The following is a 16165-nucleotide window of genomic DNA, read 5'->3' as shown; positions in this document are numbered from 1 at the left end:
CGAAAAGAAGTTTGGTGAAGAAAAACAATGTTATCCTAGTAATGTGGGGCTATAGCTCAGCTGGGAGAGCGCCTGCCTTGCACGCAGGAGGTCAGCAGTTCGATCCTGCTTAGCTCCACCACTTTACTACTCCTTCTTATAGATAAACACTCTTACTCAGGTTCAAGTAACTGAGAGTTTTTAACTCTGAGAAGTAATTCTCTTGCTCTTTAAAAATTTGGAAAAGCTGAAAAATTAAATTCTGATAGATAACGTAAAGTTATTTATCGAGTTTTCGAAAGAAAATGCCGATTAATCATTTCGATGATTAATTAGCGTCTACTTTAGTATTCAATATTAACTTCTGGCGAAGTTAAATCAGTCTTTGACAGTACAACTTAAAACTATTTTGGGTTGTATGGTTAAGTGACTAAGCGTACACGGTGGATGCCTTGGCAGTTGGAGGCGATGAAGGACGTACTAACTTGCGATAAGCCTAGTCAAGCCAGTAAGAGGCGCTTGAGACTAGGATTTCCGAATGGGGAAACCCACCTGCTTGCAGGTATCGTTAACTGAATACATAGGTTAACGAGGCGAACGCGGAGAACTGAAACATCTAAGTACCCGTAGGAAAAGAAATCAACCGAGATTCCGAAAGTAGCGGCGAGCGAAATCGGACCAGCCCTTAAGCTTTAGTGTAGTTAGTGGAACATGTTGGAAAGCATGACGAAACAGGGTGATAGTCCCGTACACAAAAACTTATCTAAAGTGAAATCGAGTAGGTCGGAGCACGTGAAACTTTGACTGAATATGGGGGGACCATCCTCCAAGGCTAAATACTCCCAACTGACCGATAGTGAACCAGTACCGTGAGGGAAAGGCGAAAAGAACCCCTGTGAGGGGAGTGAAATAGAACCTGAAACCGTGTACGTACAAGCAGTAGGAGCCTACTTGTTGGGTGACTGCGTACCTTTTGTATAATGGGTCAGCGACTTATATTCTGTAGCGAGGTTAACCATTTAGGGGAGCCGTAGCGAAAGCGAGTCTTAACTGGGCGCTTAAGTTGCAGGGTATAGACCCGAAACCCGGTGATCTAGCCATGGGCAGGTTGAAGGTTGAGTAACATCAACTGGAGGACCGAACCCACTAACGTTGAAAAGTTAGGGGATGACCTGTGGCTAGGAGTGAAAGGCTAATCAAACCGGGAGATAGCTGGTTCTCCCCGAAATCTATTTAGGTAGAGCCTCGGACGAATACTTACGGGGGTAGAGCACTGTTAAGGCTAGGGGGTCATCCCGACTTACCAACCCTTTGCAAACTCCGAATACCGTAAAGTAATATCCGGGAGACACACGGCGGGTGCTAACGTCCGTCGTGGAGAGGGAAACAACCCAGACCGTCAGCTAAGGTCCCAAAGTGTATGTTAAGTGGGAAACGATGTGGGAAGGCTAAAACAGCTAGGAGGTTGGCTTAGAAGCAGCCACCCTTTAAAGAAAGCGTAATAGCTCACTAGTCGAGTCGGCCTGCGCGGAAGATGTAACGGGGCTAAACATACCACCGAAGCTACGGCTGCGAACTTAGTTCGCGGGGTAGGGGAGCGTTCTGTAAGTGGCTGAAGGTGTGCCGGGAGGCATGCTGGACATATCAGAAGTGCGAATGCTGACATGAGTAACGACAAGAGGAGTGAAAAACTCCTCCGCCGGAAGACCAAGGGTTCCTATCCCATGTTAATCAGGGTAGGGTGAGTCGACCCCTAAGGCGAGGCTGAAGAGCGTAGTCGATGGGAAACGGGTTAATATTCCCGTACTCGGTATGAATGCGATGGGGGGACGGAGCAGGCTAGGCAAGCATGGCGTTGGTTGTCCATGTGAAAGGCTGTAGGCTGGTGACTTAGGAAAATCCGGGTTGCCAAGGCTGAGAGTCGAGACGAGCCACTAAGGTGGTGAAGTTGTTGATGCCCTACTTCCAGGAAAAGCCTCTAAGCTTCAGTTCATACTGAATCGTACCCTAAACCGACACAGGTGGTCAGGTAGAGAATACTAAGGCGCTTGAGAGAACTCGGGTGAAGGAACTAGGCAAAATTGTACCGTAACTTCGGGAGAAGGTACGCTCTTGTTTGTGAAGGACTTGCTCTGTAAGCAAACGAGAGCCGCAGTGACCAGGTGGCTGGGACTGTTTATTAAAAACACAGCACTGTGCAAAATCGTAAGATGACGTATACGGTGTGACACCTGCCCGGTGCCGGAAGGTTAATTGATGGGGTTAGCTTAGGCGAAGCTCTTGATCGAAGCCCCGGTAAACGGCGGCCGTAACTATAACGGTCCTAAGGTAGCGAAATTCCTTGTCGGGTAAGTTCCGACCTGCACGAATGGTGTAACCATGGCCACGCTGTCTCCACCCGAGACTCAGTGAAATTGAAATCGCAGTGAAGATGCTGTGTACCCGCGGCTAGACGGAAAGACCCCGTGAACCTTTACTACAGCTTGGCACTGAACATTGACCCTACATGTGTAGGATAGGTGGGAGGCTTTGAAGCAGAGACGCTAGTTTCTGTGGAGCCGACCTTGAAATACCACCCTTGTAGTGTTGATGTTCTAACTTAGGCCCCTGAATCGGGGTTGAGGACAGTGCCTGGTGGGTAGTTTGACTGGGGCGGTCTCCTCCCAAAGAGTAACGGAGGAGCACGAAGGTTTGCTAAGTACGGTCGGACATCGTACGGTTAGTGTAATGGTAGAAGCAAGCTTAACTGCGAGACAGACACGTCGAGCAGGTACGAAAGTAGGTCATAGTGATCCGGTGGTTCTGAATGGAAGGGCCATCGCTCAACGGATAAAAGGTACTCCGGGGATAACAGGCTGATACCGCCCAAGAGTTCATATCGACGGCGGTGTTTGGCACCTCGATGTCGGCTCATCACATCCTGGGGCTGAAGTCGGTCCCAAGGGTATGGCTGTTCGCCATTTAAAGTGGTACGCGAGCTGGGTTTAGAACGTCGTGAGACAGTTCGGTCCCTATCTGCCGTGGGCGTTTGAGAATTGAGAGGGGCTGCTCCTAGTACGAGAGGACCGGAGTGGACGAACCGCTGGTGTTCGGGTTGTGATGCCAATTGCATTGCCCGGTAGCTACGTTCGGAACTGATAACCGCTGAAAGCATCTAAGCGGGAAGCAGGCCTCGAGATGAGTTCTCACTTTGACTTAGAGTCAACTGAAGGGCCGTTGAAGACTACAACGTTGATAGGCGAGATGTGGAAGTGCTGTGAGGCATTAAGCTAACTCGTACTAATTACCCGTGAGGCTTAACCATACAACGCCAAAGTGGTTTAAGCGACAGAAGTTAATAGACTAAAGTAGACAAAAGAATTTAATAAGCTTTTTCCGGATTTACATTGATGAGGGAGACTTCATTGATGAACAGAATTTCCTGGTGACTATAGCGTTTTGGACCCACCTGACCCCATGCCGAACTCAGAAGTGAAACAAAACAGCGTCGATGATAGTGTGGATTACCCATGTGAAAGTAGAACATCGCCAGGGCCAAATAAGAGAAACCCGTTGCAGCAATGCGACGGGTTTTTTGCTGTTTGTGATTTAAAAACCTCGCGAGGTAAACTCGCTCCCACTCCCACCATAGCATCAGCACAGTGCAATATGCTAGGAGGTGGTTTACCCACCGATAGGTTGCAATGAAAGCTTCGGCTCAGAAATAATGTGGAACACCCATGTACATCAAAACCCGTTTCAACAATACGACGGGTTTTTTGCTGTTTGGGATATAGAAAATCTCGCGAGGTAAACTCGCTCCCACCACCGTATCAGCATAGTGCAACATGGTAGGAGGTGGTTTACCCACCGATGGGTTGCAATGAAAGTTTCGGCTCAAATGCAGCAATGCGACGGGTTTTTTGTTGTTTGGGGTATAGAAATTTGAGATATAAAAAACCTCGTGAGGTTTTCTAAACCTAAATAAATGCGCTCCTACCACAGTATCAGCACAGTGCAACATGGTAGGAGGTGGTTTATCCGCAAGCATTCATCCTAAACATTTCATAAAGTCACTTTTCTCACCACATTGATAGCTGTAAATATCGGCGATCCTACTACCTTTTGTGTGAGATCTTCGTTATGATTTTGCTTTTGTTTCACAACTAATTACGAAATGTCAGAACTCTATCATTGGTTTGATCTCTTGGGTGTTATGGTTTTTGCAATCTCGGGAACCTTAATTGCGCATAGTAAACATATGGATGGCTTTGGTGTGATTGTCCTTGCGACTGTGACTGGTATCGGAGGGGGAACATTACGAGACTTGATTTTAGATCAACCCGTTTTTTGGCTTCATGATACTAGCTATATTTACGCTATTTTATTTGCTGTCGCTGTGAGTATATGGTGGTTAAATCGGCATCAAAATATTCCAAGGACTGTACTGCAGGTTGCTGATGCCATTGGGCTTGCTTTTTTCGCTGTAATGGGAGTACAAAAGGCTTTAAGTATTGGGATGCCTGATACTACAGCTGTGATCATGGGCGTATTGACCGGGTGTTTTGGTGGCGTCATCAGAGACGTATTAGCTCGAGAAATCCCCCTTCTTCTAAAAGGAGAGTTATACGCGATCACCTGCATTTTTGGCGGGATAGTCTATACTCAAGCAATTAAATTGGGCATGGCAACAGAATACGTAATGGTATTGTCCATGGCGGCAACCTTGTTATTAAGATTAGCGGCTATGCGATACCACTTGGTGTTACACGTATTTAGCTATAAATATTAAGTAAGCAGGAGACATGGATGTCTTTAGCAAGAGTCTTCACTCGAGCACAAGTTGGCATTACCGCACCAGAGGTAATTGTTGAGGTGCACCTAAGCAATGGTTTACCTGCCTTTAGTATTGTTGGATTACCCGAAACCTCAGTTAAAGAAGCCAAAGAACGCGTCCGTAGTGCGCTTGTTAATGCTGGCTTTTTATTTCCAGAACAGCGTATCACAGTAAACTTAGCACCTGCAGATCTACCCAAAGACGGGGGCCGCTTTGACTTTGCAATCGCACTAGGTGTTCTCGTCGCATCAGGGCAGTTAGATAGCCATGCTATTGCTGATAAAGAGTTTTATGGTGAGCTTGCGTTAAACGGTGAGCTGAGGACGGTCACTGCCATTTTGCCATCTGTTATTGCTGCAGCGAAGGAGGGGCGAACTGCTTACTTGCCAATTGGTAACGATGCAGTTGCGAGCCTTGCAGCTGATGCCAATCGTGTTGCTATAAGCTGCTTGCGTACAGCATGGTTAGGCTTAAGCGGCCAGCAATCACTGATGTTTAATCAACTCTACCCAGACGATTTAAATATACAAGCTTCAGGTGGGAGCTTGCTGGATATGGCTGAGGTGAAAGGGCAAGAGGGAGCGAAGCGAGTACTAGAAATAGCCGCGGCAGGTGGGCATAACGTTTTATTTCTTGGCCCTCCTGGCACTGGAAAATCGATGCTTGCTCAGCGCTTACCCACGATAATGCCATTAATGACGGATAATCAGGCGTTAGAAACGGCTTCTATCTATTCCATACTGGGAAAAACAATCAGCCAATCGAACTGGAAAACAAGGCCTTTTAGAGCTCCACATCACACTTGCTCTGCGGTAGCCTTGGTTGGAGGATCATCAAATCCTAAGCCTGGGGAGATATCATTGTCAAATAATGGCGTTCTATTTTTGGACGAATTACCAGAATTTGATAGGAAGGTACTAGACTCATTACGTGAACCGATGGAAACGGGCATGGTAACGATTTCGCGCGCAGCTCGGCAAGTTGATTACCCTGCAAACTTTCAACTGATAGCAGCATTAAATCCCAGTCCTACAGGTTGTTACACTGACAAAAGAGCGTCTCCAGATCAAGTATTGCGCTATTTGGCTAAGATTTCAGGTCCATTTTTAGACCGAATAGATCTACAGGTAGAATTACCTCGTCTAAAAACAGAAGAACTACAATCCCAGAGTGATGGAGAGTCTAGTGCAACAATAAGAGCTAGGGTGGAGCAGGCTTATAAAACAGCTTTAGCACGTCAGGGAAAATGTAACGACCAACTGAGTGTAAAAGAACTAAATCATATCTGCTATCTTGCTGATGCTGAACGTTTATTTCTAGCAAAGGCAGCAGAAAAACTAAAGCTATCACCACGTTCATATCATCGAATAATCAAGGTTGCACGTACCATAGCGGATCTGAGCTCGACACCTAATATTAGCTTATCACATTTAAAGGAAGCGCTTAGTTATCGCGCGCTGGAGAGGTTGTTAGCTCAGTTAACACAGTATTAGATAACGGCATTTCAATAGATAGGGAGTGTATAATTTTGGTAAAGGTTAAGCTGACAACATATAACCTTTACCACGAACCGTAACAATGCGTTTTTGCTCTTTTTCATCGCCGAGTTTTTTGCGTAGTCGGCCAACTAACACATCAACCGTTCTGTCACTTGGGCTCCAATCCGGTTGCCCAATGTCTTCTGAAATACGCTCTCTGGATGTTGCCCTTCCTGCATTAGAAATAAGACAAATCAATACTTTATGCTCTGCTTCGGTAAGTCGAGATTCAATGCCGTGTTGATTGATTAAGGTACGATTATCAGGATGCAGTTTAAAGTCAGCATATTCGATAAACTCTTCCGATTCATCGTCTTTATTACCAACTAAACGTTTGTATAAGGCACGCATACGCAGTTCAAGCTCAAGCGTATCCACTGGTTTACAGACGTAGTCATCAGCACCTTGCGCAAGACCTGCGATTCTGTCGGCTTGAGAGTCTCGACTGGAAAGCATGATGACACCAAGGTCTGATAAGGTATTAATCTCTTTTGCGAGTTGCAGGCCATCAGTGGCGGGTAAAACAACATCAACAATAGCAAGTGCAAATGGGTTTTGGGTTTGAGCTTGAATAAGCTCAAGCGCAGTAGCACCCGTATTGTCTACAGTGATACTGAACTCGGTATTTTCAAAGTGACTACACAGCCGCTTTGCTAAGAGTTCATCATCTTCAACTAATAAAACCTTTATGCTCATGTTTTCACTGTTAATTGTTGTTTAATTGTCGTTAATATAACACTGAGAGATCGCTGCTTGGAAGTGCATGAAACGAATTCTTACAACTCTGTATCTGGCACGTTAACCTGACAACCCTGTTCGATCAAGAGGAAACCGAGCTTTATTATTAAATTATATACAATGATATGTTTGATTGCTGCTTCGCTAAACAAAAAGGCGGCACAGTGTGCCGCCTAGCGTTGATTACTTACCGTATAGATGTTCCCACCACTGTGGTTCTTGCTTTAAATGTTTATCGAAATAAGCAAGCATGGTGTTCCACCAATGGAAGCGCTGGTCACGAGCCACAATTTGGTGATCTGCGCCTTTGTATTCGACCAATTCAACATCTTGGCCAAGGATCTTCAACGCGGTATACATATTGTGACTTTCACCTGGCGGCACATTGGTATCAGCGTCGCCATGGATTAACAATAATGGTGTTGTTACTTTGTCCGCATTAAATACCGGACTATGTTGCGAGTAAAGCGTTGGGTTGTTCCAGGGGAAACTTCCTTTTGAGGCCTCACCGGAATACAAATAACCCCACCAGCCTTGGCCCCAGTATGAAGTAATATTAGAAATACCAGCATGTGAGATAGAAGCTGAGAACAAATCAGTTTTTGTTGTCAGCAGCATAGTCATGAAGCCACCGTAAGAAGCACCTAAATTACCTAAACGCTTGTCATCAACGAAAGGGTAGGCTTTCACAAACTCTTTGGTACCCATGATGATATCGTTAGCGGTGTGTTCACCCCAAGCATTGACGTGCTCTGCTGAGAATTTCTGACCAAAACCTGTTGCACCGGTTGGTTGCAAGACATAAACAACATAGCCTTTGGCTGCCCATAAGTTAAATGGATAACGCCCTGTGAAGCCACGAGTCACTGGAGAGGTACCGCCATAGTAATAGACGAGTGCTGGGTATTTTTTAGCTTTGTCTAAATCGTGTGGTAGATACACTCGCCCCCTAATCTCCACGCCTTCAGTATTAGTAAAATTAAACTCTTCCAGGTTGGCAATTTCCGCATTCTGATATGCGATATTTTTTGAGTCCCATAGCGTGTCAGCTCGCTTATCTGAGGCAGACATGGTTTTTAACTGTTGTGGAGTTGATGCAGTAGTTCCGGTGAATAAGATCTCTGGATTACGTTCACCGGACACAGAATAGTTCGCGACAACATCCAGCCCAGTATTTAAGCGTTTGAATGCAGATTTACTTTCGTCGAAGAAGAAAAGCTGTTGACGATCTTGGTCAGTCGCTTTTAGTACCACATCGCCATTATTGAGCACGGTGAAGCTGCTTATGGCCGGGTCAAAGTTTTTACTCAGTGCTTTTACATTGTTGCCTTTGCGATCTATCCAATAAAGTTGGCCATCATAGTTATTCGCGAGCATACCTTCAGGTAAGTTTTGCCCCGCACCTTCTGCAAAATCAGGACCTGCTATTACATAAATCCCATTTTTAGTGTATTGAGCGCCACTAAATGTACGATACTGGCCAATGACACTTTGCTGATTGTTTGATAGATCGATTTCTACTAACTCTGTCAACATGTGAGGTGGTTGCGTGTAGTCTTGCTTATTACGCGTCGCTAAAACCGTGTTTGCTTGTGCGTCAAAGTCAGCCAAACTGTGGCTTTGTGCGCCAACGGTCACAGGATTAAGTAGCCCACTTTTGATATCGAGTAGGAAGATTTGCGATTGGGTGCGAGCATATGACCATCTATCTTCTAATCCTTGATAATGTTTTGTCAGTTTGCCTTCTTCTTTGCCGCTGTTGGTCCAAGCAAAAATAAGCGTTTCATTATCAAAAAACTCGATACTATTCGCGCCATTGAGCTTAGTAGCAACTTGAGTACGTTTAAAGGTTTTTACATCTAGGACGTAAGCTTTATTGTCTTTTAAATAGGTGAGTTTGCTGCTGTCATCACGCCACGCAAAGCTATTTGCACTCATACCATCGAAATTGTAAAGCATGTCACCATCTTCATTGTATAAAGCAGTTTCGGTGATTGCTGAGTTGCCTTTTTCATCATCATAGTGGCGTACGGTAGAAATGTAATATTCGCCGTTAGGTGCAAGTGAGATAGCACTCACCGTTGGAGCATCAAACAACTGCTTTGCAGACAGCGCTTTGGTTTGTTTTTCTGTTAGCGTGATAACGTCATGTGCTGCTTCGCCTTCAAAGCTTAGATCAACCTTATTCCAGTCATTTACCTGCTCAGCGATAACGAGGATTTGATGATCGCCCTTGACTACATCAAGCTGAACCTCTTTAACACCGGAGACTTGCTCTCCATTTAGAAATACTTTGGCTTTCTCAATGCCCTCAAGCTTTAGCTTACCTGAAACAAAACGTTCAGTAGTGAAATTAAACTTTAGAGCCTGCAGTCCAGGTATCGTTAATTGAGATATTTTATTCAGTGGTTGCCATTTGCTTTCATTATTGAATAGCGTTACCTGTTTAGCGTCTTGTTGTAATGATGGTAGCAGGTTTTCAATAATTGCATCACGATGAGCTGTGTCAGCTGGCTTTATTGTTGATTCGCCTGCGATGGGACCCAAAAATTGTATTTTTGATTCGTCTAATGGGCTTGCTGAAAGTTGTGCTGAGACTGCCGTAAATAGTAGAGTGACGGCTGTACGTAATTTCATTTATGTGCGCCTATTGTAGGTAATTATACGATAAAACTATATCATAGTATTTTGAACCGGTTGTATTGCTGCGATAGACGTCCTAAATTTAATAGACTGTGTTGATGATCAACATAACGTATGTGGTTAAGCAAACACTTAGCGTTGAATAAAGAGGAGAATTTACTTGGTTTTATTATTAACCTACATGTTTTTGGCAATAGCTATCTCTTTTATCTGTTCGGTGATGGAAGCGGTGCTACTTAGTATTACGCCAAGCCATATAGGGATCTTAAAGCAAGACAATGATGCATTAGCATCGCGAGTTCAACGCCTTAAAGACAATATTGATCAGCCTTTATCTGCCATTCTAACGTTAAATACCGTTGCGCATACCGCCGGTGCTGCAGGGGTTGGCGCACAAGCTGCTGTGGTATTTTCAGATGCTGCCGTTGGTATTGCGTCAGCAGTGATGACGCTGCTGGTTTTGGTGCTGTCGGAAATCATTCCAAAGACCTTAGGAGCGACTTATTGGCGCGGATTAACACCTATCGTTTCAGGTGTGTTGGTATGGCTAGTTCGAATATTGAAGCCATTTGTGTGGATGTCTGACCAACTTACAAAAGTGATAGGCCGTAAAGAAGACGAAGCTCACTATATTCGCCAAGAAATCGAAGCAATGGCGGAGATTGGCTCTGAAGCAGGCGCATTACATCAAGATGAAACTGAAACCATTCGTAGCTTATTGCGTTTTCGCCATGCAAAACTCGAAAGCATCATGACACCAAGAACGGTGTTATTTAAGGTGCATAAAGATATGACAGTGCACGAGTATTTGTCTGATCATGGTTCGGTTGCTTTTTCTCGGGTGTTGGTATTTGATAAAAATACAGATGACATTATAGGCTTTGTACATAAAAACGACATTATGCTGGCTTATCATAGACTTGGAGAAGAATATAAAATTGGTAAGCTATCGCGCCCTCTTTATACCGTGCCGGAAACGCTAGCTGCGCCAGAGCTATTCAAAGCGTTGCTGGCCAAACGTTTACACATCGCGCTTGTGATTGATGAATATGGCGATGTACAAGGTATAGTGACATTAGAAGACTTGCTTGAATCATTAATGGGAATGGATATTGTTGATGAGCGAGAGCAAACCACCAACATGCAAGCTGCTGCTAAGCAAAAGTGGCGAGAGCGAGTTGATAATCATGATAATTTGATTGAAGACAGCGACGAAGCTGAAGAAGTGTCTGAAACGCAAAGCGACGGAGAGGAAACCCCCTCTCCAGAGGTTAAGGGTTCGAATTAATCATGCGCTGCCAAGAGTGTATCCACCCTACTAGGTCTGTTAGTGGTTTAGGTTTGCTGATTAAAAAACCCTGCATTAACAGGCTATGCTTGTAGCGGTCAAGGTATTGTAGCTCTTCAATCCGCTCTATACCCTCAGCTACTATGTCTAATTGTTGATTTTGTGCGATGTCGATTAAGCTGTCGATAAGTACCTGTGAAAAGCGATCGGATTCGACATGGGTTATCAAAGAGCGGTCGATTTTGATCTCAGTAAACGGCAAAGACTTTAACTGCTGAATATTGGTAAATCCAGTACCAAAGTCGTCTAACGAAATATCGAACCCCCGGATCCGTAACCGGTTCATTGTTTCTAATTGGATAGACTGATTCATTGGTTGGTTTTCAGTAATTTCTAAAATGATATCACTAGGCTTTAAACGGTTTATTTCTAGAATAAGTGCCAGTTTATCTGGGCAGCTCAAATCATTTAATTGCACGGGCGATAAATTAAAGGCCATTTTAATTGGATAATTTAGCTCAGATTTAATTGTTTTAAACTCATCTGTTGCTTTTTCAAAAAGCTGGAAAGTAATGATGTTGATTAGATCGGTATCTTCGGCCACGCCAATAAAATGGTCCGGTAAAATAACCTGCTCGGTATTTTTAGACACAATACGGGCAAGCACTTCGACACTTTTAATCTTTTTGTCACCACGGTGAACCTTTGGCTGATAGTAAGGCGTAATTTCGTTGTGACTAATGGCGTGCAAAAGATCGCTTTCGGTCACCTTTTCAATACGGCTACGTTTAACAGTGGTATACGTCTCCATTTTTTTGAGCATGCGCTCGACATCAACCAATTGTACGGGCTTGGAAATATTGCCGATAAGATGTGCATTGGACTGTCTGGCAAGGTTGGTTGCTAGATCAATAATCTTTTCTTCCATTTCGGAAATAATAATAATGCCGCCAGAGAACCTTAGCTCTCCTAGTTGGCGAATAAACTCCATGCCATCCATTTCGGGCATATTGAGATCTGTAAAAATGGCGTCAAATTGATGAGGAGTCTGCCGTATTTTTTCTACAGCATTCAGCGCACTTGAGCAGGTTGTTACATGCTCAATGCCAAGCTCAGTCATAATAGCTTGCATTACGACGAGGATCGCGGGTGAATCATCTACTACCATTATCCGATGTTTTGCTAATGACATTAACAATTCCTTCGTATACCTTACCTCCTTACAGTCTAGTACAAATAATTTAAAGTGCTCAAATCTCAAAAAGCTTTAAAAGGTGATTTTTACTCAATTTGAAGCGCAATAATGACACTTTGCCTGCATTTTTCTAATTCAGATTTCGGCAGCGCTTTATGAAGCGGACGCTTTTAGCGATAATGCCCCAAATGACCTTTGGATCTGAATATGAATAGAGTCGAGCTTTCGCTAGCGGACAAAGCGGTATCTATCTTTTTTAACCAACAACAAGTAGTACAGCTTTTTGTCGAGCAGCAAGCGATTACCTTTGAAGAGCAACATAATGGCATTTTAGCGACCATTGATGGACAAGCACTAGCGGTAAATACAGAGCAGTTACCTCAGGGGTTACTTGGGATTGCAGTAAATGGAGCTGAACTTCAGTGGCTCGAAGTGAGCACTGAAACACCTAAAGAAAAACGCAGCTTATTTGGTTTGGCGGCATTGGGCTTGAAGTTATTTAAAAGTGCCAAAGTGGTCAAAGCTGCCTTGGCTGGCGCATCCGTGGCTGGGTACGCATGGCTATTTTCTTGGCAGTTTGCGCTTATGCTTGTGGCTTGCTTAGTCGTTCATGAATATGGCCACGTCCGCGCTATGCGCTATTTTGGGATTAAAACAAAAGGTATCTATTTGATCCCTTTCGTTGGTGGCCTGGCTGTAAGTGACGATAAGATCACGACCCGCTGGCAAGATGTAGTTATTTCGTTGATGGGACCGGCATTTGGTTTGATAACCTCAATCCTTGGTGTGGTGTTGTATTACGCGACAGAGATGGAAATCTTTGCTGGTGTTGCGGTGTTAAGCGCGCTATTGAACTTATTCAATTTACTACCTATTTTGCCGCTAGATGGCGGGCATGTTCTAAAAAGCATAAGCTTTTCAATGCGCTCTTGGGTGGGGTTATTGGCGTGTATGGCAGGGGTATTATTCGGCCTTTGGATAAGTTACACCTTTGGCTTAATCCTACTGGTGATATTCATTTTGATTGGTAGTTTTGAAATCCTGATTGAGTGGCGTGGCCGTAATTATAGTCACTTATTACCTCTTGACCGGTATGGGCAAGTGGTCAGCGCCATTATGTATGTAGTTGTTATTACGGGTCATGTTGCGGTAATGATGCATTTTGCTGATTCAGAGAATCCAATCCTAAGCTTACCAATGAAAATTTTATCAAGTTAATCTGTGTAAGAAGGTGCATCACGCACCTTCTTACAGAGGCAGCAACAATAAAGTTGCGATAATTACACCCGTTACCAGCAATTGTATCAGGCAAAATCCCATAATATCTTTGGCTTTAAGACCTGCAATTGCAAGTACCGGGAGTGCCCAAAAAGGCTGGATCAGGTTAGTCCAAGCATCACCCCAAGCAACTGCCATCGCGACTCTGGCTATGTCCGCATTAAGCGCTTCTGCTGCGGGAATAATAATTGGTGCTTGTACCGCCCACTGACCGCCGCCTGAAGGCACAAATATATTTACAAGGCCTGCGCTTAAAAAGCTCCACAGCGGTAATGTCCATTGACTGCTAATAGAAACAAATCCTTGAGATATTTGTTGCGCTAGTCCAGTTTCGACCATCATAGCCATGATCCCAGCATAAAAAGGAAACTGGATCACGATACCGGCACCACCTTGAATCGCTTGTTGTAGGCTATTGAGAATATTTGCAGGGGTTTTGTGTAGCAGCATGGCTAAGAACAAAAACAGGGCTATGACGATATTCAATGTCAATGTGCCTGCATTAAATATAAAGTAAAAGCCCAAGTAGCTAAGACCGATTGCTCCTCCTAACATGCTAAGCCATGAGGCATTTTCTAATTTTGCAGCCGGAGTATTGCGGGTACTGATATCATTACTTTGTTCAATGAGCTTTTCTTTATCAACAATAATTGCGTCATCATCTTTGGGAAGCATCAGTTTATTTATAAGTGGTAAAACGATAAAAATACTGAGTACGATGAGCAGGTTAAATGGTGCAAAGATTGTCTCTGAAGTGGTAACAATACCGATGCTCTTTTCACTAAAGTGCCCCGGAGTTGCGATAGTCAGGGGGACTGAGCCTGATAGGCCTGCGTGCCAAACAACAAAACCAGAGTAAGCACTAGCCACTAACAGGCGATAATCAACTTTCACTTTTCGAGCGATGGCCTTTGCGAACAAAGCCCCGACTACTAAGCCAAACCCCCAATTTATCCAGCTGGCGCTCATCGCAACAAAGGTGGTGAGTATAATTGCTTGAGAAGGAGTTTTAGCTACTCCTGCGATACGGTCTAGCGCTTTCGCTATTGGAGGGGTAACAGCAAGCATGTGACCACATAATAAAACTAACAACATTTGCATCGCAAAAGTAAGCAGCTTCCAAAAACCATTACCCCATGCCTCAAGCACCATGACAGGCGTTGCTGGAGTAAACAATGTAGCGAGTACCATCACCAATAAAGTGAGTAAAAGTACAATCACAAATGGATCGGGTAGATACTTGTCGACTAATTTTGTTAGCGGGGTGGTAAACTTGCCAAGCATAAGACATCCTGTTTTCATTATTATTTTATGTAAATCAAAGTGATTGAATTACGCATCATAATATAGCTAAACTTTAAGCTAAAAGTTAGTGGTTTAGGCTAACTTATAGTGAACAGAAAACAATGAGCTTCATTGGTTTCTTTTAAAATCAAAGTGTTAGGGTTGGCATGAAATCTGATATATTAAAAAGAAAGACTTTAAGTAACTAAGAGAGGTAACTATGTCTGGACAAGGTTCTGGTGGTAATGTAATTGCAGCGATTTGTAACGTCTTTTTCCCTGGCCTTGGTCAGTTGGTTCAAGGTCGTATATTGGCGGCTTTAATCTTTGCAATTGTTGTTGTAGGTGGGTATGCACTGTGGTTTTTATTGGTTCCACCCGTGATTGCAGCCGTTTTCCATTTGTGGGCTATTATTGATGCTGCTAAGTATACGCCGCCTAGGTATTAACGGTTATACCAAAAAGTATAACCACCCAGTCAGGCTGACCATACTCAGCACAGTAGACAGCACAACGGTAGCCGCAAGTGTTGCTTGTTGGCTGTCGAGCTGTCTAGCAACAAGATAGGCATTGACTCCCAAAGGAGAGGCACTCATTAAAGTCACCACCTGAACTTGTTGAGTTGCCAATCCTAAATAAGTGGCAAAGAGATAAACCAATCCCGGTAGTAGTATCAGTTTTACTGCACTTAGCCATATTGCACCGTGCAACTTTCCTCGCACGCCATACTGTACCAAGCTCGCACCCAGAATAAATAGCGCCCCAGGAATGGCTGGTTTTGCCAACCAACTAAAGCTTTCAAGTATTAAGCTTGGTAGCTTTAATCCAGCAACGTTTAATATCAAACCACTCGTAATACTTATCACTATTGGATTTAACAGCAGGGGTTTCACAATATCCAACTTATTCTTGTGTCTTGCTGCCAGTAAAAAAGTCATAAAAAACAGCATCGCACTGTGGAATGTAATAATCATAAATACCATGGCAGCGGCTTGCTCACCGAGTGCCATTAAGATAATCGGTAATCCGACTAACACGGTATTAGAGTAGGTGCCACTTAATGCTAATGCTGCACTGCCTGCTTTTGAACGATGTTGCGCTTTAAAGAGAAACAGGTATAAGCCTGCATAAGTCAGGGCGACTGGGAGATAAAAGGATAATAACAAGGAGCCTGTCGCGAGGCTCTCCAGATCTGCTTGCACCATACTGCTAAATAACAGCACAGGAATACATAAATTAAAGATAAAAGTACGCAAACCATCAAGCTGATTGATGGCAATAAAGCCTATCTTTGCACTCAAAAACCCAGAAATAACGATAAAGATGAGAGGAAATAATATCTCAACAGGCGACATGCGTTGACCAATAATCGAGTGGTTAAAAGGTAATTCTATCAATGAATGCTTA

At 43.9% G+C, this 16165-nt stretch carries 10 protein-coding genes, 1 tRNA gene and 2 rRNA genes; 8 read left to right on the top strand and 5 right to left on the bottom strand.

What is annotated here, in order from left to right:
* The first annotated feature begins 45 nt into the window (after positions 1-45).
* The 5 genes from JJQ94_RS22545 to JJQ94_RS22525 all read left to right on the top strand — a co-directional run bounded on the left by JJQ94_RS22545 (position 46) and on the right by JJQ94_RS22525 (position 6288).
* A tRNA-Ala gene (locus tag JJQ94_RS22545) sits at positions 46-121 on the top strand.
* Positions 122-399: 278 nt separating this feature from the next.
* Positions 400-3283: ribosomal RNA gene (locus JJQ94_RS22540) — 23S ribosomal RNA — on the top strand.
* A gap of 116 nt (positions 3284-3399) precedes the next feature.
* Positions 3400-3513, top strand: a 5S ribosomal RNA gene (gene rrf / locus JJQ94_RS22535).
* Positions 3514-4135: 622 nt separating this feature from the next.
* Entirely contained in the window at positions 4136-4750 is a 615-nt protein-coding gene (locus tag JJQ94_RS22530) for a trimeric intracellular cation channel family protein (protein ID WP_099030700.1), read from the top strand.
* Positions 4751-4767: 17 nt separating this feature from the next.
* Positions 4768-6288 carry a YifB family Mg chelatase-like AAA ATPase gene (locus tag JJQ94_RS22525; RefSeq protein WP_099030701.1) on the top strand — a complete coding sequence of 507 codons (1521 nt, stop codon included), beginning with the start codon at positions 4768-4770 and terminating at the stop codon, positions 6286-6288.
* A 45-nt stretch (positions 6289-6333) separates the two neighbouring features.
* Here the strand turns inward: JJQ94_RS22525 and JJQ94_RS22520 are convergent, their stop codons facing one another.
* A complete protein-coding gene (locus JJQ94_RS22520) occupies positions 6334-7029 on the bottom strand; it encodes a response regulator transcription factor (RefSeq protein ID WP_010605961.1) in 696 nt (231 codons plus the stop codon).
* Between the two features lie 225 nt (positions 7030-7254).
* On the bottom strand, positions 7255-9708 hold the full coding sequence (locus JJQ94_RS22515; RefSeq protein ID WP_099030702.1) for an alpha/beta hydrolase family protein: 2454 nt from the start codon (positions 9706-9708) through the stop codon (positions 7255-7257).
* A 166-nt stretch (positions 9709-9874) separates the two neighbouring features.
* Here JJQ94_RS22515 and JJQ94_RS22510 point away from each other — a divergent pair, with 166 nt between their 5' ends.
* Positions 9875-11002 carry a hemolysin family protein gene (locus tag JJQ94_RS22510; RefSeq protein WP_172439945.1) on the top strand — a complete coding sequence of 376 codons (1128 nt, stop codon included), beginning with the start codon at positions 9875-9877 and terminating at the stop codon, positions 11000-11002.
* On the opposite strand, the gene JJQ94_RS22505 is transcribed toward JJQ94_RS22510, so the two are convergent.
* Complete coding sequence (locus JJQ94_RS22505) at positions 10986-12194, bottom strand: EAL domain-containing response regulator (RefSeq protein ID WP_099030704.1); 1209 nt, start codon at positions 12192-12194, stop codon at positions 10986-10988. The two genes, JJQ94_RS22510 and JJQ94_RS22505, sit on opposite strands and share 17 nt — an antisense overlap.
* 210 nt (positions 12195-12404) lie before the next feature.
* Between JJQ94_RS22505 and JJQ94_RS22500 the strand changes: the two genes are divergently transcribed.
* Complete coding sequence (locus JJQ94_RS22500; protein WP_099030705.1) at positions 12405-13415, top strand: metalloprotease; 1011 nt, start codon at positions 12405-12407, stop codon at positions 13413-13415.
* A 30-nt stretch (positions 13416-13445) separates the two neighbouring features.
* Here the strand turns inward: JJQ94_RS22500 and JJQ94_RS22495 are convergent, their stop codons facing one another.
* Positions 13446-14759: a short-chain fatty acid transporter gene (locus JJQ94_RS22495; RefSeq protein WP_099030706.1), complete on the bottom strand. Its 1314-nt coding sequence runs from the start codon at positions 14757-14759 to the stop codon at positions 13446-13448.
* A 220-nt stretch (positions 14760-14979) separates the two neighbouring features.
* On the opposite strand from JJQ94_RS22495, the gene JJQ94_RS22490 reads away from it, so the two are divergent.
* Positions 14980-15207: a hypothetical protein gene (locus tag JJQ94_RS22490; protein ID WP_010376621.1), complete on the top strand. Its 228-nt coding sequence runs from the start codon at positions 14980-14982 to the stop codon at positions 15205-15207.
* A 3-nt stretch (positions 15208-15210) separates the two neighbouring features.
* On the opposite strand, the gene JJQ94_RS22485 is transcribed toward JJQ94_RS22490, so the two are convergent.
* On the bottom strand, positions 15211-16155 hold the full coding sequence (locus JJQ94_RS22485) for an AEC family transporter (protein ID WP_236596533.1): 945 nt from the start codon (positions 16153-16155) through the stop codon (positions 15211-15213).
* Positions 16156-16165: the final 10 nt, after the last annotated feature.

Source organism: Pseudoalteromonas sp. GCY (assembly GCF_016695175.1).
Classification (GTDB): domain Bacteria; phylum Pseudomonadota; class Gammaproteobacteria; order Enterobacterales; family Alteromonadaceae; genus Pseudoalteromonas.
The sequence above is the reverse complement of the archived record's forward strand: the minus strand, read 5'-3'. Positions and strand labels throughout refer to the sequence as shown.

Excerpts from the sequence above, each read along its gene's own strand:
- JJQ94_RS22525 (WP_099030701.1), top strand. The coding sequence starts at position 4,768 with ATGTCTTTAGCAAGAGTCTTCACTCGAGCACAAGTTGGCATTACCGCA.
- JJQ94_RS22520 (WP_010605961.1), bottom strand. The coding sequence starts at position 7,029 with ATGAGCATAAAGGTTTTATTAGTTGAAGATGATGAACTCTTAGCAAAG.
- JJQ94_RS22515 (WP_099030702.1), bottom strand. The coding sequence starts at position 9,708 with ATGAAATTACGTACAGCCGTCACTCTACTATTTACGGCAGTCTCAGCA.
- JJQ94_RS22495 (WP_099030706.1), bottom strand. The coding sequence starts at position 14,759 with ATGCTTGGCAAGTTTACCACCCCGCTAACAAAATTAGTCGACAAGTAT.
- JJQ94_RS22530 (WP_099030700.1), top strand. The coding sequence starts at position 4,136 with ATGTCAGAACTCTATCATTGGTTTGATCTCTTGGGTGTTATGGTTTTT.
- JJQ94_RS22490 (WP_010376621.1), top strand. The coding sequence starts at position 14,980 with ATGTCTGGACAAGGTTCTGGTGGTAATGTAATTGCAGCGATTTGTAAC.
- JJQ94_RS22500 (WP_099030705.1), top strand. The coding sequence starts at position 12,405 with ATGAATAGAGTCGAGCTTTCGCTAGCGGACAAAGCGGTATCTATCTTT.
- JJQ94_RS22505 (WP_099030704.1), bottom strand. The coding sequence starts at position 12,194 with ATGTCATTAGCAAAACATCGGATAATGGTAGTAGATGATTCACCCGCG.